This window comes from Streptomyces sp. NPDC006458 (assembly GCF_040612135.1).
Taxonomy (GTDB): Bacteria; Actinomycetota; Actinomycetes; order Streptomycetales; family Streptomycetaceae; genus Streptomyces.
Genome location: NZ_JBEXPR010000006.1, coordinates 278,843 through 295,677, shown reverse-complemented (window position 1 = coordinate 295,677; position 16,835 = coordinate 278,843). Strand labels below are relative to the sequence as shown.

Genomic DNA, 16,835 nt, shown 5'->3' with positions numbered 1-16,835 from the left:
CGGCGACTAGCCTTGGAAACGCAGGCCCTGGATGGAGTTGGCCATTTAACAAACGGCACATGTGCGCATGAGGCCGCTTCCCCGCGACTCGCCGGGCACGAAAACCGCAGAACTTAACGTCCTGTTCATGACTCAGCTGGACGTACGGCCCCGGGCCGCGGACGACGGCGACGGGCGCTCCGTCGAAGGCATGCGCACCAAAGGCCTGAGCGGAAACTCCGTCGGCCTGCTGGGCAGCGCGGTCATCGGCGTCTCCACCGTCGCCCCGGTGTACTGCCTCACCTCCACCCTGGGCTCCACCGCGGGCGAGGTCGGTCTCCAGATGCCGGCCGTGTTCCTCGCGGGCTTCCTGCCGATGCTCCTGGTGGCCTTCGCCTACCGCGAGCTGAACAAGGCGATGCCGGACTGCGGGACCTCCTTCACCTGGACGGTGAAGGCGTTCGGACCGCGCGTGGGCTGGATGTGCGGCTGGGGTCTGGTGATCGCCACGATCATCGTGCTGTCGAACCTGGCTGGCGTGGCCACGTCGTACTTCTGGCTGCTCGCGGGCGAGGTCACCGGCAGCGAGTCGGTGGCCGCGCTGGACGGGAACAAGGCCGTCCACATCGTCACGTGTCTGGCGCTGATCGCCCTGGCCACGGTGATCAGCTACCGCGGCATGACCGCCACCAAGGGCGTGCAGTACGCGCTCGTCGGACTCCAACTGCTGGTGCTCGCCGTGTTCGTGGCGATGGCCTTCGGCAAGGCGGGCGGCGCCGGCTTCCCGACCGGCGCCGACTTCTCCTGGTCCTGGCTCAACCCGTTCGCGGTCGGCTCGTTCGCCGCCTTCACGGCGGGCCTGTCCCTGTCGATCTTCATGTACTGGGGCTGGGACGCCTGTCTGACCGCGAACGAGGAGACCAGCGGCAGCAGCCGCACCCCCGGCCGGGCCGCGCTGATCGCCATGGTCGTGCTGGTCGGCTCCTACCTCGCCACCGGAGTGGCCGCGCAGATGGTCGTCGGCTCCGGAGACCAGGGCCTCGGCCTCGCCAACCCCGAGACCTCCGACAACGTGTTCGCCGCGCTGGCCGGTCCGGTGATGGGCCCCGCGCTCGGCATCCTGCTGTTCGTCGCGGTGCTCGCCTCGGCCGCCGCCAGCCTCCAGACCACGTTCATCCCGGTCGCCCGCACGGTGCTCGCGATGTCGACGTACCACGCGCTGCCCGCCTCCTACGCCCAGGTGCACCCGCGTTTCAAGACGCCCGGCCGCGCCACCGTCACCTCCGGCATCGCGACCGGCGTGTTCTACACCGTCATGACCCTGGTCAGCGAGCACGTCCTGGTCGACACGATCTACGCCCTCGGCCTGATGATCTGCTTCTACTACGCCCTGACCGCCTTCGCCTGCGCCTGGTACTTCCGCGCCGAGCTGCTGAGGTCCGGCCGCGACCTGCTGTTCAAGGGCCTGTTCCCGGTGGTCGGCGGACTGCTGCTGACGGCCGTCTTCGCCAAGACGCTGATCGATATGTGGGACCCGGCGTACGGCAGCGGCTCGGCGGTCCTCGGGGTCGGCTCGGTCTTCGTCATCGGCGTCGGGCTGCTCGCCGTCGGCGTGGTGATCATGCTCGTGATGCGACGGCGCAGCCCGGCGTTCTTCCGGGGCGAGGTGCTCGCCAAGTCCACGCCGGCGCTGGTCGCCGACGACTGAGACGGGCGGACACCGGCCAGGACGCGGCCCTAGGGTGAGCGCATGATCAAGGACGCGTATCTCACTGATCTGTTCTCGCTCGACGGCCGCGTCGCCCCGGTCACCGGCGGCAGCTCCGGCATCGGCCGGGCCGTCGCGGGGGCCCTGGCCCGCGCCGGGGCGAGCGTGGTCGTGGTCGCCCGTCGCGAGGCGGAGCTGACGGACACGGTGGCGGAGCTGACGGACGCCGGCTGCCGGGCCGCCTGGGTGAGCGCGGACCTCGGCACCCGGGACGGGGTGCGGGCGGCCGCCGAGGAGGCGGTGACCCGGTTCGGCGAGCCGGACATCCTGGTCAACTCCGCGGGCGTCAATCTGCGACCGCCGCTCGGCGAGCTGGGCGACGACGTCTGGGACACCACCATGGCGGTCAACCTGGACGCCCCCTTCCTGCTCGGGCAGCGCTTCGGCCCAGCCATGGCCGGGCGAGGCCACGGCCGGATCATCCACATCACCTCGCAGCAGGCGCACCGGGCGTTCGTCCAGAGCGGCGCCTACGGCGTGTCCAAGGGCGCGCTGGAGTCACTCGCGCGCTCGCAGGCCGAGGCCTGGTCGCCGTACGGCGTCACCTGCAACACCCTGGTGCCCGGCTTCGTGCCGACTCCGCTGAACGCCCGGCTGCAGTCCCAGCCCGGCAAGATGGCGGAGCTGGCCGCCCGCACGATGACCGGCCGCAACGGGCTGCCGGAGGACTTCGCGGGCGCGGCGGTCTTCCTGGCGAGCCGCGCCTCGGCGTACATCACCGGGCAGTCGATCTTCGTCGACGGCGGGCTGTCGGTGCACTGAGGCCGCTCAGACCTGGGAGACGAACAGTTCGGTCAGCGGTTCGGCGGACTCGGCGCCGGAGTGGCCGAACGGCGCGTCGAAGCTCCACACCAGGAACAGCAGGAACACCACCAGCGCGCTGAACGCGGTGGCCAGCAGCAGTTCCCGCACGGAGCGGCGGATCTGGAGCGCGAACAGCAGGGCCAGGGTCACCGCCCCTCCGGCGACCAGGCCGAACCAGACCACGCCCGGCAGAGTCGTGCCCGCGCTGTCCAGCCGCTCATGCCGGGCGATGTCCGCGGCGGCCACCTCGTCCAGCAGCGGCTGGTAGGCCTGCGCCTGGAGCTCGTCGGAGGGGGTCCGGTGCGCGATGTCGGCCCGGATACGGCCGAGCAATTCGGCCCCGGTCGAGCCGGGCTCGGTGTCGCGTTCCATGGCGGGCCACTCGGCGGTCACCGCGTGGCGCGCGTACGCGTCGATGTGCCCGCGCACCTGGTCGCGGAACTCCGCCGGGTACACGTCCACCCGCTGGTCGATCTCGTGCAGGGCGAGGGCCTCGCGCCGCACGCTGTCCTCCGCCGCTCCCCGTGCCTCCCACACACCGGCGATGGCCAGCCCCAGGACGATGGCGTAGACGACGCCCACCATCATCACCATGTACTCCAGCACGTCCGGCGTCTCGGAGGTGTCCTCGTCGGCGTCGACCCGACGATGGCGTACGACGGTCGCGGCGACGACGAGGGCGCAGACGACGAGGGCGGCCAGGGTGTAGATCAGCCATTCCGGCACGGGAGAACTCCAGAGGGTGGGCGGGGTCGTGCGAGGGGGTGGTGGTGCGGGTCAGGTGTCGCGACGGCGCCGGGAACCCGGGCGCAGGGCCGCGGCGGCGAGGATCGCGGGCGTGGTGACCACGGTGCTGGTGGTGACCAGCGAGAGGCCGCCGGCGGTCTTCCGCTCGGCCGCGACCGGGGCGCGGTGCGGCGACACCCAGCGGAAGGGGTCCGGGGCCGCGGGGGCTGCCCGGGGGTGTGCGGGCGGCTCCTGCGAGGGCGGGCGGCTGTCCGGTGCCTCGGGAGGGGCCGCCTGCGAGGCGGGCGTCGGCGCCTTCGCGGGGGCCGGGGCGGGCTCGGCCGTCCTCTGTGAGGCGGGGGCCGGGCGGGCCGGCGGTTCCAGCGGGTGCGCCGCGCGGTCCTCGGCCGAAGCGGCCGGCGGCTCGCCGTACACCGCGGGAGCGCCCGGCGGCTCGCCGTACAGGGCGGGTGGATCCCCGTACGCCTCGGGTTCCTCCGCGGACGCCAGGGACACCTCGCCGTACGCCGCGGGCTCCTCCGCGGACGCCAGGGACACCTCGCCGTACGCCGCGGGCTCCTCCGCGGACGCCAGGGACACCTCGCCGTACGCCGCGGGCTCCTCCGCGTACTCCGCCGCCGTCGGCGCGGCGTCGGGGGCGCAGATCGCCGCGCGGGCGTCCCAGAAGGCTCCGTCGGCCTGCGCCTGCGCGCCCACGGCCCCGGGCAGCGGGACGAACGCGGCGGCGCCCAGGCCTACGGCGATCCAGCAGCTCACCGGTGGTTCCCCTTTCGCAACGTACCTGTCGCGCTGCAAGAACGACCTTCCTGGCGGAGGGTCACGACTCCGGGCGTGACGTGCTGCGGGAGGCATGGGCGGATGCCCGGCACCGGAGCCCCGCACGGTCCCTCACGGGCACCGTCTGCGAGAGTGGGCAGGGCCCCAAGCGCCGGTTTGACCATCCATAAAGCTGGCTTATGAGTCCATAGACCGGACCCGCGTACCAAGTTAGGCTTGCCTTAACTTAGGCTTCCCTTCGAGATCGTTTGTCATCGCTCGAAGGGAACCTGATCATGTCGCGCCCTCTGCGGGTAGCCATCGTCGGAGCCGGACCCGCCGGTATCTACGCCGCCGACGCCCTGCTCAAGTCGGACGTGGCGGCCAGCGAGCCCGGCGTGTCCATCGACATCTTCGAGCGCATGCCCGCGCCGTTCGGTCTGATCCGCTACGGCGTCGCCCCCGACCACCCCCGCATCAAGGGCATCATCAACGCCCTGCACCAGGTGCTCGACAAGCCGCAGGTCCGCCTCTTCGGCAACATCGACTACGGCACCGACCTCCACCTGGACGACCTGCGCGCCTTCTACGACGGTGTGATCTTCTCGACCGGCGCCATGGCGGACCGCGAGCTGAAGATCCCCGGTGTGGAGCTGGACGGCTCCTACGGCGCCGCCGACTTCGCCTCCTGGTACGACGGCCACCCGGACGTGCCGCGCACCTGGCCGCTGGAGGCGGAGAAGGTCGCCGTCCTCGGTGTGGGCAACGTGGCGCTCGACATCTCCCGCATCCTCGCCAAGACGGCCGACGAGCTGCTGCCGACAGAGATCCCGCCGAACGTCTACGAGGGCCTGAAGGCGAACAAGGCCGTCGAGATCCATGTCTTCGGCCGACGCGGCCCGGCCCAGGCGAAGTTCAGCCCGATGGAACTGCGCGAGCTGGACCACTCCCCCACCATCGAGGTCATCGTCAACCCCGAGGACATCGACTACGACGAGGGCTCGATCGCCGAGCGGCGGGGCAACAAGCAGACCGACATGGTCGCCAAGACCCTGGAGAACTGGGCGATCCGCGACGTCGGCGACCGTCCGCACAAGCTCTTCCTGCACTTCTTCGAGTCGCCGGTGGAGATCCTGGGCGAGGACGGCAAGGTCGTGGGCCTGCGCACCGAGCGCACCGAGCTGGACGGCACCGGCAACGTCAAGGGCACCGGCGAGTTCACCGACTGGAACGTCGACGCCGTGTACCGCGCGGTCGGCTACCTGTCCGACAAGCTGCCCAAGCTGCCCTGGGACATCGACTCGGGCACCGTGCCGGACCAGGGCGGCCGGGTCATCGAGGAGAGCGGCGGGCACCTGCAGTCCGTGTACGTCACCGGCTGGATCCGGCGCGGCCCGGTGGGGCTCATCGGCCACACCAAGGGTGACGCCAACGAGACCGTGGCGAACCTGCTGGAGGACTTCGCGGGCGGGCGTCTGCAGACCCCGGACTCTCCTGCCCCTGAGGCCGTGGACGCCTTCCTGACCGAGCGGAACCTGCGCTTCACCACCTGGGAGGGCTGGTACCGGCTCGACGCCGCGGAGAAGGCGCTGGGCGAGCCGCAGGGCCGTGACCGGGTGAAGATCGTCGAGCGCGAGGACATGCTGCGGGCTAGCGGCGCGTAGCACTCCGTGGGTGGGGCGGGGGGCTTCCCGGTGCTGCCGGTGGGTGTGTGCGGCTGTCGTTGTGGCTTGTCGCGCCGTTCCCCGCGCCCCCATTACAGGACGGTGGGTGTCTGCGGCTCTCGTCGTGGCCCGTCGCGCCGCTCCCCGCGCCCCTTCAGGGCGCGTTTCCTGGGGGCGCACAGGGGTGGGCCGCCTCGGAGCGGCGTCCAGGACTCCGGACGGACGGGCGGTGTCGGCTCTTTCGAGTGCGACTCCGCCCTTCCTCGCGTCCAGGACCCGCCCCGAAGCGGCGCCGAGACCCCCGTGCGGACAACTGCGGCCGCCCTCCCGGGTGCGGCCGTGTCCTCCCGTGCGGACAGGGCCCGCCCCGAGCGGATGGCGGGCGTGCCCTGTCCGCCCTGGGGATTCTTGCCGTCGTGCCGCGCTCCGGGACAGGAGTGAAGGGCGCGACGTGGGGGTGCGTACCGCGTGCCCCGCGCGTGGCGCGCACACCCCGTGCGCGCCATGGGAGTTGCTCCGATGCGCGGGCCGGCCGACCCCCGAGTGATTGCCTCGGCGGCCGGGCGGGGATACTTGCAGGTGGACCCACGCCCCCTTCCCTTGATGGACCCATGCCGACCTCCTCGACCGACCGCCCGATGACTCCCTCCACGGTGTGGCTGGCCCGTGGCCGCCATGTCGGACCCGGCGCGGAAGGGGCCGTACGCGCGCGTCTGCGGCAGTTGAAGGACGCGGGGACGATCGACGACCAGCTTGAGCTGCCCGCCGCCGAGGGCTCCCCCGAGCGGGCGTTCGAGGCGCGTTGGCGGCCCGTGGCCGAGGTGACGGTGCGGGCGCGTCTGACGCTCGCGCCCGGCCCGGACGGCGATCGCACCTGGACCCTGGCCGCCGAGGCCGAGCGAGCCTGGGACCTCGCGTGGCCGTCGCCCGCGGACATGTTCTGGCCCGAGGACACCGAGCCGGAGTGGGGTCACGACGCCGGCGCGGGCCTCGTCCTCGCCGGGCTGAACCCGCTGCCCGAGGACGAAAAGGACCTGCGGCGCGTGCTGAAGGACGCCGCGCGCTCGGGCTGGGCCGTCCATGTCGTCGTGCACGAGGCGATGACGCCGGACGAGCGCGGCCGGGTGCCGCTGGCGGACCGGCTGCCCCCGGGGCTGCGGCACCGGGTGGTGGAGCACCGCGCGGCGCCCCATCAACTGCGCGCGGTGAACTACGCCTTGCGCGACCTCGGCGTACGAGTGCCGCGCGGCGGAGCCCTCGTGCTGCCCGGGGAGCCCGCCCCGGCCGCCTACGACGGCGAGGACTTCTCCGTGCGCAGCGTCTTCCTCGACGGGTCGGAACCGGCCGAACTCACCGCCGCGGTCACCCGTTTCGCCGCGCTGCCCCGGCCGCCGGCCGAGGACGCCGAGGCGGCACTGACCGTGCTGCGGGAGGACTGGCGCCTGCTGACGCCGGAGGAGGAACTCGCCCGTGCGCGCGAACTGGTCGCCATGTACGCCGAGGCGCTGGAGGCGATGACGAAGTCGCGGGACCTGTACCGGGAGGCCGCCGAGCAGGCCAATGAGGCGCTGGCCGCCTACCGCGAGGCGGTCGGCGATCGGCCGGCCCCGGAGAAGCCCGCCACGGCGTCGCCGTTCCAGCAGCTCACGCGCACGCTGGAGCGCTTGAGGCCCTCCGCCCGGACCCGGCGCCCCGCACCGGACGGCGAGCACCCGGACGACCCGACTCCGGCCTGAACAAGGGGCGTACGGGCGCACACGGCGTCCCGGAGGGTGTGGGCGCCCGCTGTCGCGGCAATACAGCCGCCGTGAGGGGGAATCCTCATAGAGCGCGTGCGCGCCGTGCCACGGGGCGCACGGACGTGGCACGCGCGCCGCTCACCCCGCTCGCGCACCGGACACAGGAGGGCTCCGTGGACTCGACCACCCCCGCGCTCGCCGCCGTCACGCTGGTGCTTCCGACGGACCCGCACCAGGTCTCCCGGGCCGTCGGCCACACGGACGGGCGCGACTGAGGGAACCGCGGCACGGCGCGGGACCGTCCGAGCCTGGGGCGGCGGCCCGCACGCGCGGCTCCGCACCCAGGAGCCGTCTCCCACGACAAGTCAACCGACAGGCGGCCCCGACCGTCTCAGGTTCAGAGCGACCCCACACGTCCGTGGACACGGAGTGTGACGAAACCATTCACTCGTTCGATTCGTATAAGTGATGGAAGCCCTGCAAGATCCACGGGGCACAGCAAGACAGCGGCCTGTTCCCGGACTTGTCCGGAGCAGCACCGACGAGGGAGAGACCATGCAACCGTTCGCGCTCAACTACGCTCGCCCGGCCGTGGAGTTGGACGTTATCGCTGCGTACACCTATGACTCCGGACTGCAGTTGAACGTGCTCGTCGACGGGAGGATCGCCGCCACCGATCTCACCCTGTTGAGAGAGTTGGGGACCACGACCTCGACTGCGGGCTCCAAGACGCACTTCGACGACTGAACACGGAACGTCGATGACCGTGCTGATCCTGACATCCGAAGAGGATGTGACGGCGGACATGGTGGTCGTGCACCTGCACGCGGCGGGAGTGCCCCTGCTGCGCCTCGACCCGGCCGATCTGACCGGCCAGGTCGCGCTCTCGGGCGAGTATGTGCACGGCACCTTCCGCGGCCACCTGTGGTCCGCGGGGCGCCTGGTGGGAATCGAGGGGCTGAGATCCGTCTGGGTGCGCCGGCCGGGGGTGCCGGCGGCCCGGGTGGCGGAGCCGTCCCCGTGGCTGACCGAGGAGTCCTCACAGGCTCTCTACGGGATGCTGCGGGGCAGTGGCGCGCGCTGGATGAACCATCCCGACGCGGCCCGCAGAGCCCGGCACAAGCCGTGGCAGCTGCGGCTCGCGCAGCTCAGCGGCCTGCCGGTGCCGGCCACCCTGATCACCACCTTCCCGCAGGCCGCGCGGCAGTTCGCGGAGCGTTTCCCGGACCTGGTGGTCAAGCCGGTGTCCGGGGCGCACCCGCAGGAGCCGCCGCGCGCGGTGCCGACCAGCAGGGTGGCGCCGGGCACGGACTTCTCGGCTGTGGCGTACGGCCCCACGCTGCTGCAGCGCCGGGTCGCCAAGCGGGCGGACATCCGCCTCACGGCGGTCGGCGAGCGACTATTGGCCGCGCGCAAGGCGACCGCGGATGACGCGGACCCGGACGACGTGGACGTGCGCTTCGCCGAGTCCGCGGCGCCCTGGCTCCCGGTCGAGGTGCCGCCGCGGGTCGCCGAGTGCGTGCTCACGTATCTGCGCGAGGCGGAACTGGCCTACGGCGCCTTCGACTTCGCCGAGGACGCCGACGGGACCTGGTGGTTCCTGGAGTGCAACCAGTCGGGGCAGTTCGGCTTCATCGAGGTCGAGACGGGCCAGCCCGTCGCGCGCACGATCGCCGAGTGGCTGGCCGTGGCGCCGCCGTCGCTGCCGCGGCAGCGAGGGCGGGGTGGTACCAACGCGGCCGTGCCGTGAGCGCCGCCCGGAGCTTCAGGACACCGCCTGACCGCTGTGCGGGCCGGTGTACGCCCCGCCCCGGGCGAGCAGTTCGTCGTGCGTGCCGGTCTCCAGGACGCGTCCGTCGCCCATCACCACGATCCGGTCCGCGCCGCGCACCGTGGACAGTCGGTGGGCGACGACGAACGTGGTGCGGCCGCGCGGCAGCAGTGCGAGGGCCTGCTGGACGAGCGCCTCGGACCGGGTGTCCAGGGCCGAGGTCGCCTCGTCCAGGACGAGGATGCGCGGGTCCCGGATCAGGGCGCGGGCGATGGCGAGCCGCTGGCGCTGGCCGCCCGACAGCCGGGCGCCGCGCTCACCGACCGGCGTGTCCAGGCCCTGGAGGAGCCGGCGGCAGCCAGACGGGGCTGTGCTTGACGGTGAACACCCCGACCGCGGCGGCCAGGCGCCGGCGGTCGGGGCGGAAGAGATGGGCGAGCGTGCGGACGGGGTGTTCGTCCCGGTAGCGGTGATCGAGCGGCGGCTCGGTCGACGACGCCATGTGGGGGTCCTCTCCAGCGTGCCCTACACGTGGCGAGCGATTACTCCTCCAGGCGCCGCGCCGGAGAGGACCCCGCGTCAGGGAGTCAGGACGAACGGGACGTCAGGTACTCCTCCACTCCCGGCGCGCTGTGCGCGTCCTCCACGCCGACCAGGCCGCCGACGGCCTTCGCGTCCGGCTTCAGCACGTACGTCCGCACGCTCGCGGGCCGGTCGACGTCCGAGAAGTCCTGCGGGGAGCCGAGCCCGGTGTCGGCGTCGCGCTGCGACCGGTGCGCCTTGATGACGTCCTCGCGGGCGAGACTGCCAGCCGCGCAGGCCTTCTTGAGGTCGGCGCCGATCAACTGCGCGGCGTTGTAGCCGGAGAGCACGCCCGAGTCGACCGGGGAGCCCGGGTACTTCTTCTCGTACGCCGCCACCATCTTGCGCACACCGGGCAGTTCCGAGCCGACGGCCGGGATGGCGCTGACCACGTTCAGCATCCCGGCCAGCGCCTTGGCGGCCGGTGTCTTCATCAACTGGGGCGCGAATCCGGGTGCGTTGCTGACGATCGGGACGAGCAGCCCGCGCGAGGCGGCCACCCCGGCGAGGGAGGCCGTCTGGGCGGGGCCGGCGCTGATCAGCACGGCCTTCACCCCGGCCGCGCGCAGCGCCGAGACCTGCGCGGACAGATCGGTGTCCGTGGCCTTGATCTTCTGCCCGACGATCTTCATTCCGGCGCGTTCGGCCGCCCAGGTCGAGCCTTCCAGGGCGTTGCTGCCGTAGTCGCCCTCGAAGTAGACGTGGCCGATCTTGTCGCCCTTCTTCAGGCCCTTGGTGCGGGTGAGGAAGTCGACGGCGGCGATCATGTCGAGGTCGTAGGTCGTGCCGAGCACCTGCACGGACTGCTTGCCCAGCAGGGAGGCGGCCCAGGCCTGCGGGAAGGTCAGCATCCGGTCGCGCTCGATGTCGTCGAGCAGTGCCGCGACCACCGGGGACCCGACCACCTGGGGCAGCGCGACGACGTCCGGGGACATGTCGGCGTAGGCGGTGACCGCCTTCTGCACGTCGTAGCCGTGGTCCTCCACGACGATCTGGACCTTGCGGCCGCAGATGCCGCCGGCCGCGTTGGTCTCGTCGGCCCACATCTGCTGCGCCTGGACCAGGCTCTTGCCGAGCGTGGCGTATGGGCCGGTCAGGTCGGTCAGGGCGCCCAGCCGGACGGTCTTGTCGGTGACGCCGGGGCCGGACTTGACGCCGTCGGCGCCGTCGTGCGCGGTGTCGTCGCTCGCCTTGGAACTGCACGCGGTGGAGGACAGCAGGAGCGCCGCGAGGGCCGAGGCGAGGAGGATGCGGGGGCGGGGGTGCATGACGTTCACGGGGTGTGCTCCTTGGCTCGTGGCGCGGTAACGGGCGGGGTGACGGACGAAGGGGTCGTCGCGGGGGCGGGTTCGGTACAGCGGCGCCGCAGGCGGGCGCGCAGACGGCGGACCAGGCCGTGCAGACCGTCGGGGGCGTACAGGAGGAAGCCGATGATCGCGGCGCCGTAGAGATAGCGGGCCGCCTCGGTCGGGCCGACCGAGCCGTCGGTCGAGCCGGGGGTCGCGACCAGCGGCAGATGGTCGGCGTACCGGGTCATCAGCAGGGGCAGGGCGGTGACGAAGACCGCGCCCGCGGTGGCGCCGGCCACCGAGCCCAGGCCGCCGATGACGATCATGGCGAGGTAGTCGACGGAGAGGGCGAGACCGAAGTAGTCGGGCACGATACGGCGGAAGGCGAGGGCGAGCAGCGCCCCGGCCAGTCCCGCGTACATCGAGGAGACGACGAAGGCCGCCGAGCGGTGGCGGGCCACGTGCACGCCCATCACCGCGGCCGCGGTCTCGCTGTCCCGCAGGGCCGCCAGCGCCCGGCCGGGCCGCCCGGCCCGGATGCCGCGGGCGGTGAACCAGGTCAGCGCGAGCAGGGCCAGACCCAGATACCACAGGCGTTCCTCGGCGCCGAACGGGACACCGAGCAAGACCAGTTCGGGGCCGTCGTCCGTGAAGCCGAAGCCGCCGACGGTCAGCGGCGGCACCGAACGGCCGTTGAAGCCGCCGGTGACGGAGTCCGCGGTGAGCAGCACATGGTGGCCGAGGAAGACCAGCGCCAGGGTGGCCACACCCAGGTAGATGCCGCGCACCCGTCCGGCGACCGGGCTGAACAGGCCGCCCGCGGCCCCGGCGAGCAGGACCGCGAGAACCAGGGCGAGCAGGGGTGGCAGGCCCGGCCCGGGCTCCCCGGCGAGCCAGGCGTACCCGTAGGCGCCGACGGCCAGGAAGAAGGCGTGGCCGAGGGAGAGCTGTCCCGCCGTGCCGGCCAGCAGGCCGAGGCCGACGGCCCCGATCGCGGCGGCCATGGCGAACAGGCCGACCCGCAGCCAGAACGCCTCCACGTAGAAGGGCAGCGCGCACAGCAGGAGTACGGGCAGCACGTACGGTGCCCGCCTGGTGAGTTCAGACACGGACCGCTCCCTTCGCGCCGAACAACCCGGTGGGCCGCACCAGGAGGACCAGCACCATCACGGCGTAGGGGGCGACGTCGCCGAACCCGTCGCCCAGGACGTGGAGTTCGGACTGGTAGCCCGCGACCAGCGACTCGGTCAGGCCGATGAGCAGGCTGCCGGCCAGGGCGCCGGGCGGGGAGGCCATGCCGCCGAGGATCGCGGCCGGGAAGGCCTTGAGGGCGATCTGCCCGGTGGTGCGTTCCAAGCCCGGCGCGGGGAACGCGGCGAGGAACACCGCGGCCAGCGCGGCGAGCGCGCCCGCCAGGCACCAGGCGAGGGTGCGCACCCGCACCAGCCGGACGCCCATCAGGGCCGCCGCCTCCAGATCCTCGGCCGAGGCCCGCAGGGACAGGCCCCAGGAGGTGAACCGGAACAGCGCGAAGACGGCGCCGATGACGAGCGCGGACACGCCGATCGCGGCGAGCCGGCTGTCGGCGACGGTCAGCGGTCCGAGCCGGGTGACGGAGTCGCCCCACGGGTCGCCCAGGCTGAGCAGATCACCGCCGATGCGCCGGGCGAGGTCGGTGAGCAGGACGATGTCGATGCCGATGGTGACGATCGTCTGCACCTGGGCGGCCTGCGGGTCCCGGTCGCCGCCGCGCAGCAGCAGCCGGTCCAGGGCGCCCGCCACGGCCGCCGTCACCAGCACGGCCAGCGCCAGGGCGCCGGGGAACCCGAGGTCGTCGTGGAGCACGGCGGTGAGGTAGCCGCCGAGCAGGAGCAGCGAGCCGTGCGCGAAGTTGAGCACGCCGGACGCCTTGAAGATGACGACGAAGCCGAGGGCGACGAGGGCGTAGACCGAGCCGAGGGCCAGGCCGTTGAGGACGTGGTCGAGGAATCCGGTCATGCGGCGTCCTCCCCTTCTCTTTCTCCGTCGCTTTCGTTTGCGCCGGCTGCGTCGCCGGTGCCGTGGCTGTCGCTTTCGCCGTCGCTGTGGCTGTCGCTTTCGCCGTCGCTGTCGCTGTCGCCTTCGCTGTGGCTGTCCCTTTCGCTGTCGCTGTCGCTGTCGCTTTCGCCGTCGCTGTCGCCTTCGCTGTGGCTGTGGATGTGGCTGTGGCCTTCGCCTTCGCCTTCGCCGAGATAGGCGCGCAGCACCTCGGGGTCGCGGCGGACCTCGTCGGGGGTGCCGTGGGCGATGGTGCGGCCGAAGTCCAGGACCGTGACCTCGTCCGCGAGCCGCATCACCAGGCCCATGTCGTGCTCCACGAGCAGGACGGACAGGCCGAGTTGCTCGCGCACGTCCTGTACGACCTCCACGGTGCGGGCCCGTTCGGCGGCGTTCATGCCGGCCACCGGTTCGTCGAGCAGCAGCACACGCGGTTCCAGGCACAGGGCGCGGGCGAACTCCACGCGTTTGCGGTCGCCGTACGACAGGACCGCGACCGGGGTGTCGAAGTGGGCGCCGAGACCGGTGAGTTCGGCGATCTCCCGGGCGCGGGCGAGGTGCTCGCGCTGTTCGCGGCGGGCGCCGGGCAGCCGCAGGGCACTGGCGGCGAAGCCCGCGCGGCTCAGGGCGTGGCGGCCGAGCAGGAGGTTGTCGGCGACCGTGCCCTCGGTGGTGACGATGTTCTGGAAGGTGCGGGCCACACCGAGCGCGGCGATGCGGTGCGGGGCCAGCCGCGTCAGCTCGGTGGCGCCGAGGCGGACCGTGCCGGAGGCGGGCCGGTACAGGCCCGACAGGACGTTGAAGCAGGTGGACTTGCCTGCCCCGTTGGGGCCGATGACGGCGTGGACGGTGCCGGGCTCGACGGTAAGGGAGACACTGTCGAGGGCGGTGAGCCCGGCGAACCTGACGGTGACGTCCCGCACGTCGAGGACGGGCGGCGGGGTGAGGGTCCGCTCGGTCACGCTGCCCCCTGAGCGTCGGCCGCGTCGGCGCCCTGAGCGTCGGCGGCATCGCTGCCGGTCCCGCCGTCCGCGCTCTCGCCCAGATAGAGGCGGCGCACCGCGTCCGTGCGGGCGAGTTCGCCGGCGGGGCCGGACAAGCGGACCTGGCCGACCTCCAGGACGTACGCGTGGGAGGCGAGCGACAGGGCCATGCCCGCGTTCTGCTCGACGAGCAGTACGCCGGTGCCCTGGGAGTTGATCTCGCGGATCACCTCGGCGATCCGGTGCACCATGCGCGGGGCGAGGCCGAGCGAGGGCTCGTCCAGCAGGAGGAGCCGGGGCGCGGCCATCAGGGCGCGGCCGATGGCGAGCATCTGCTGCTCACCGCCGGAGAGCAGGCCCGCCTGCTGGCGGGTGCGTTCGGCGAGCCGCGGGAACAGTGCGAAGACCCGGTCGCGGGAGGCGCGGACCTGCGCCGGGGCGCGGCGGCCGAGGCCGAGGCCGCCGGAGCGGAGGTTCTCGTCGACGGTGAGGCCGGCGAACACCCGCCTGCCCTCGGGGACCTGGACGACTCCGGCGCGTACCGCGGCGACGGGGTCCCGCCCGTCGAGTGCGGTCTCGCCGTACCGGACGCGGCCGGCCGTGACCTGGCCGCGGTGCAGGCGCAGCGTGCCGGAGACCGCCCGTAGCAGGGTGGACTTTCCGGCGCCGTTGGCGCCCAGCAGCGCCACGACGGCGCCGGGCGGCACGGTCAAGGACACGGAACGCAGTGCGGACAGGGCCCGGCCGTAGGTCACGTCGAGGTTCTCGACGTGCAGCGCGGGCTCGTCGTCCGGTGGTGCTTCGGGCATCGCGGCTCCTCGGGTCCGTGCCGGGGTACGGGCACGGGGTCTGCGGGAAGGGGAGCTCACGACAGCACGGCCGCGAGGGGCCGGTACAGAGCGATCAGCAGGAGGGCTGCGGGGTCCCAAGGCGGGCGGCGGGTCGTTGTGCCGACGCCCAGGCGACGTCGCGGACAGGTGCGGGGCAGGCCGTGGCGGGGAGGGGTCGCAGCAGGTCGGAGACCGTGGCGGAAGCGGGACCTCGGCCGGTGGCAGGCCATGGTGGAAGCCGGACCGCGGCAGCTCGGAGACTATGGCGGAGGCCGGACCGCGGCAGATCACAAACCACGGCGGAAGCCGGACCGCGGCAGATCGCAGACCACGGAGGCGACACCTCAGCAGGTCGCAGACCATGGCGGAGGCGGGACCGCGGCAGGTCACAGGCCATGGCGGCAGCGGGATGCCGGCAGATCGCAAGCACAGCCGAGACGGCACCGCACCCGATCGCACACCACAGCGGAGGCGGCACCGCAGCAGATCGCAGGCCATGGCGGAGGTGGGGCGGATCGCGGACGATCCGCCCTTCCGGACGTCGAGGACGCGGCGGCGCGAGCCGGGTCAGTCCCGCAGCACCCGTCGCACCGTCAGCGCCAGGCTCACCTCCACCACGTCCGGGGGCCGCTGCAACGAGCGTCCGGTGAGTTGCTCGAACCGGCGCAGCCGATTCAGCACGGTGTTGCGGTGGCAGTAAAGCCGTTCGCCCGCCCGCTGCGCGGAGCCGTCGCAGGTCAGCCAGGCGGCGACCGTGTCGAGCAGCACCTCGCGGTCGGCGGGGTCGAGCCCCGCGAGGGGGCCGAGCGCCCGGTCGGCGAGGGCGGCCGCGAGGTCGGGGCTGGAGACGACGAGGGCCGCGGGCAGCTGCTCGGCGAGCCGGACGACACCGCCCTGCGGCGGGCACAGGCTCAGCGCGAGGTCGGCCTGCGTCCGGGCGTCCCCCACGGCGGCCAGCCCCGCGACGGCGCCGCTCACACCGATCCGCAGCCCGGTACCCGCCTCGACGCCCTCGAACTCCGGGATCTCGCCGTCGGCGGCCAGGACTATGCCGTAGTCCACGTCCGCGCCCGCGTGCCAGTGCACCCGCACACCCGAAACGATTACGGCGGCCCGAGCGCCGGCCGGCCCGGGCCCCCGCCCGCCGGTCACGGCGAGGACGACGTAGCGCCCCTGCTCCGGCAGCTCCAGCGCCTGCGCGGTCTCGGGGAGGTCGGCGATCCGGCTGGTGCCGTCGAGGAGGGCCGCGACCAGCACGCGCACCCGGTTCTCGCGCTGCCAGGCCAGCTGCCGCTCGACGTGGTGGTAGGCGTCCGCGACGAGGGTGCAGTGCTCGTCGACGAAGTTCCAGATGTCGGAGGCGACATGGACCAGCAGCCGCACGTCCTCGGGCGCCGTGCGCGAGGTCTCCTCCACCAGCCGCTGCCACACCAGGGACCCGCCGAGCCGGAAGGCGTGCAGCAGGGCGTCCAGCGGCACGCCCTGCTCGGCGCGTGAGGCGCCGATCTTCCACGAGCAGCGGCGGGCGGCGTCCCGGGAGCCGCGCGGATCGAGCAGCGAGGTGACGCTGTGCCGCAGCGAGCGGTGCACCTCCTGCCACACGGCGACCGGGTCGTCGGCCACGGCCGCCCGGTAGGCGGGCTCCTGGTCCTGCACGGTGGCCAGCAGGCGATCGGTGAGTTCGGCCAGGTCGTCCAGCAGCACGCGGGCCGCGCGATGCAGGACCGTGATGGCCTCGGCGTCGATCAGCGACCGGACGGGCCTCGTCCGCGGTGGCGGTGGTACGACGGCCGGTCCGGTGCGGTGCGGCGTGCGGTGCCTCAGGGCTCGGTGCATCACGGTCCTCCCCCAGGTGTGCGACCTGACTCGTCCATTTCGGAAGGATG

Annotated in this window: 14 protein-coding genes and 1 pseudogene; 6 read left to right on the top strand and 9 right to left on the bottom strand. The window is 73.0% G+C overall.

Annotated features, from left to right (window positions below; all coding sequences use genetic code 11):
• Positions 1-127: 127 nt before the first annotated feature.
• Positions 128-1,687, top strand: coding sequence for an APC family permease (locus ABZZ79_RS11080; RefSeq protein ID WP_356688617.1), 1,560 nt, complete (start codon positions 128-130; stop codon positions 1,685-1,687).
• Between the two features lie 42 nt (positions 1,688-1,729).
• On the top strand, positions 1,730-2,509 hold the full coding sequence (locus ABZZ79_RS11075) for an SDR family oxidoreductase (protein WP_356688616.1): 780 nt from the start codon (positions 1,730-1,732) through the stop codon (positions 2,507-2,509).
• Positions 2,510-2,515: 6 nt separating this feature from the next.
• Here ABZZ79_RS11075 and ABZZ79_RS11070 read toward each other — a convergent pair whose 3' ends face one another.
• Together ABZZ79_RS11070 and ABZZ79_RS11065 are read right to left on the bottom strand one after the other, a co-directional pair.
• Positions 2,516-3,277 carry a hypothetical protein gene (locus ABZZ79_RS11070; protein ID WP_356688615.1) on the bottom strand — a complete coding sequence of 254 codons (762 nt, stop codon included), beginning with the start codon at positions 3,275-3,277 and terminating at the stop codon, positions 2,516-2,518.
• Between the two features lie 51 nt (positions 3,278-3,328).
• Positions 3,329-4,054: a hypothetical protein gene (locus tag ABZZ79_RS11065; protein ID WP_356688614.1), complete on the bottom strand. Its 726-nt coding sequence runs from the start codon at positions 4,052-4,054 to the stop codon at positions 3,329-3,331.
• A 296-nt stretch (positions 4,055-4,350) separates the two neighbouring features.
• On the opposite strand from ABZZ79_RS11065, the gene ABZZ79_RS11060 reads away from it, so the two are divergent.
• The 4 genes from ABZZ79_RS11060 (at position 4,351) to tgmB (ending at position 9,207) form a co-directional block, all read left to right on the top strand.
• Complete coding sequence (locus tag ABZZ79_RS11060; RefSeq protein ID WP_356688613.1) at positions 4,351-5,718, top strand: FAD-dependent oxidoreductase; 1,368 nt, start codon at positions 4,351-4,353, stop codon at positions 5,716-5,718.
• A gap of 611 nt (positions 5,719-6,329) precedes the next feature.
• Positions 6,330-7,454 (top strand): hypothetical protein, encoded by a 1,125-nt coding sequence (locus ABZZ79_RS11055; RefSeq protein ID WP_356688612.1) that lies wholly within the window; start codon positions 6,330-6,332, stop codon positions 7,452-7,454.
• 558 nt (positions 7,455-8,012) lie between these two features.
• Positions 8,013-8,204, top strand: a complete 192-nt coding sequence (tgmA, locus tag ABZZ79_RS11050) for a putative ATP-grasp-modified RiPP (RefSeq protein ID WP_356688611.1) — start codon at positions 8,013-8,015, stop codon at positions 8,202-8,204.
• Positions 8,205-8,217: 13 nt separating this feature from the next.
• Positions 8,218-9,207 carry an ATP-grasp ribosomal peptide maturase gene (tgmB, locus tag ABZZ79_RS11045; RefSeq protein WP_356688610.1) on the top strand — a complete coding sequence of 330 codons (990 nt, stop codon included), beginning with the start codon at positions 8,218-8,220 and terminating at the stop codon, positions 9,205-9,207.
• Between the two features lie 15 nt (positions 9,208-9,222).
• On the opposite strand, the pseudogene ABZZ79_RS11040 reads toward tgmB, so the two are convergent.
• The 7 genes and pseudogenes from ABZZ79_RS11040 to ABZZ79_RS11010 all read right to left on the bottom strand — a co-directional run.
• Positions 9,223-9,579 (bottom strand): annotated as a pseudogene (locus ABZZ79_RS11040) (ATP-binding cassette domain-containing protein); the annotation flags it as partial.
• Positions 9,580-9,815: 236 nt separating this feature from the next.
• Positions 9,816-11,078: an ABC transporter substrate-binding protein gene (locus ABZZ79_RS11035; RefSeq protein WP_356688654.1), complete on the bottom strand. Its 1,263-nt coding sequence runs from the start codon at positions 11,076-11,078 to the stop codon at positions 9,816-9,818.
• A gap of 5 nt (positions 11,079-11,083) precedes the next feature.
• Positions 11,084-12,208: a branched-chain amino acid ABC transporter permease gene (locus tag ABZZ79_RS11030; RefSeq protein WP_356688609.1), complete on the bottom strand. Its 1,125-nt coding sequence runs from the start codon at positions 12,206-12,208 to the stop codon at positions 11,084-11,086.
• Positions 12,201-13,097 carry a branched-chain amino acid ABC transporter permease gene (locus tag ABZZ79_RS11025; RefSeq protein WP_356688608.1) on the bottom strand — a complete coding sequence of 299 codons (897 nt, stop codon included), beginning with the start codon at positions 13,095-13,097 and terminating at the stop codon, positions 12,201-12,203. The genes ABZZ79_RS11030 and ABZZ79_RS11025 overlap by 8 nt, the downstream gene beginning before the upstream one ends.
• Positions 13,094-14,098 carry an ABC transporter ATP-binding protein gene (locus ABZZ79_RS11020; RefSeq protein WP_356688607.1) on the bottom strand — a complete coding sequence of 335 codons (1,005 nt, stop codon included), beginning with the start codon at positions 14,096-14,098 and terminating at the stop codon, positions 13,094-13,096. Before ABZZ79_RS11020 ends, ABZZ79_RS11025 begins: the two co-directional genes overlap by 4 nt.
• Positions 14,095-14,928 (bottom strand): ABC transporter ATP-binding protein, encoded by an 834-nt coding sequence (locus tag ABZZ79_RS11015; RefSeq protein ID WP_356688606.1) that lies wholly within the window; start codon positions 14,926-14,928, stop codon positions 14,095-14,097. The genes ABZZ79_RS11020 and ABZZ79_RS11015 overlap by 4 nt, the downstream gene beginning before the upstream one ends.
• Positions 14,929-15,516: 588 nt before the next feature.
• On the bottom strand, positions 15,517-16,785 hold the full coding sequence (locus ABZZ79_RS11010) for a helix-turn-helix domain-containing protein (protein WP_356688605.1): 1,269 nt from the start codon (positions 16,783-16,785) through the stop codon (positions 15,517-15,519).
• Between the last annotated feature and the right edge of the window lie 50 nt (positions 16,786-16,835).

What these genes read in the sequence shown, in the direction of transcription:
- tgmA (WP_356688611.1), top strand. Translation starts at nt 8,013, where the DNA reads ATGCAACCGTTCGCGCTCAACTACGCTCGCCCGGCCGTGGAGTTGGAC.
- ABZZ79_RS11035 (WP_356688654.1), bottom strand. Translation starts at nt 11,078, where the DNA reads ATGCACCCCCGCCCCCGCATCCTCCTCGCCTCGGCCCTCGCGGCGCTC.
- ABZZ79_RS11075 (WP_356688616.1), top strand. Translation starts at nt 1,730, where the DNA reads ATGATCAAGGACGCGTATCTCACTGATCTGTTCTCGCTCGACGGCCGC.
- ABZZ79_RS11010 (WP_356688605.1), bottom strand. Translation starts at nt 16,785, where the DNA reads ATGCACCGAGCCCTGAGGCACCGCACGCCGCACCGCACCGGACCGGCC.
- ABZZ79_RS11055 (WP_356688612.1), top strand. Translation starts at nt 6,330, where the DNA reads ATGCCGACCTCCTCGACCGACCGCCCGATGACTCCCTCCACGGTGTGG.
- tgmB (WP_356688610.1), top strand. Translation starts at nt 8,218, where the DNA reads ATGACCGTGCTGATCCTGACATCCGAAGAGGATGTGACGGCGGACATG.
- ABZZ79_RS11080 (WP_356688617.1), top strand. Translation starts at nt 128, where the DNA reads ATGACTCAGCTGGACGTACGGCCCCGGGCCGCGGACGACGGCGACGGG.
- ABZZ79_RS11025 (WP_356688608.1), bottom strand. Translation starts at nt 13,097, where the DNA reads ATGACCGGATTCCTCGACCACGTCCTCAACGGCCTGGCCCTCGGCTCG.
- ABZZ79_RS11015 (WP_356688606.1), bottom strand. Translation starts at nt 14,928, where the DNA reads ATGCCCGAAGCACCACCGGACGACGAGCCCGCGCTGCACGTCGAGAAC.
- ABZZ79_RS11060 (WP_356688613.1), top strand. Translation starts at nt 4,351, where the DNA reads ATGTCGCGCCCTCTGCGGGTAGCCATCGTCGGAGCCGGACCCGCCGGT.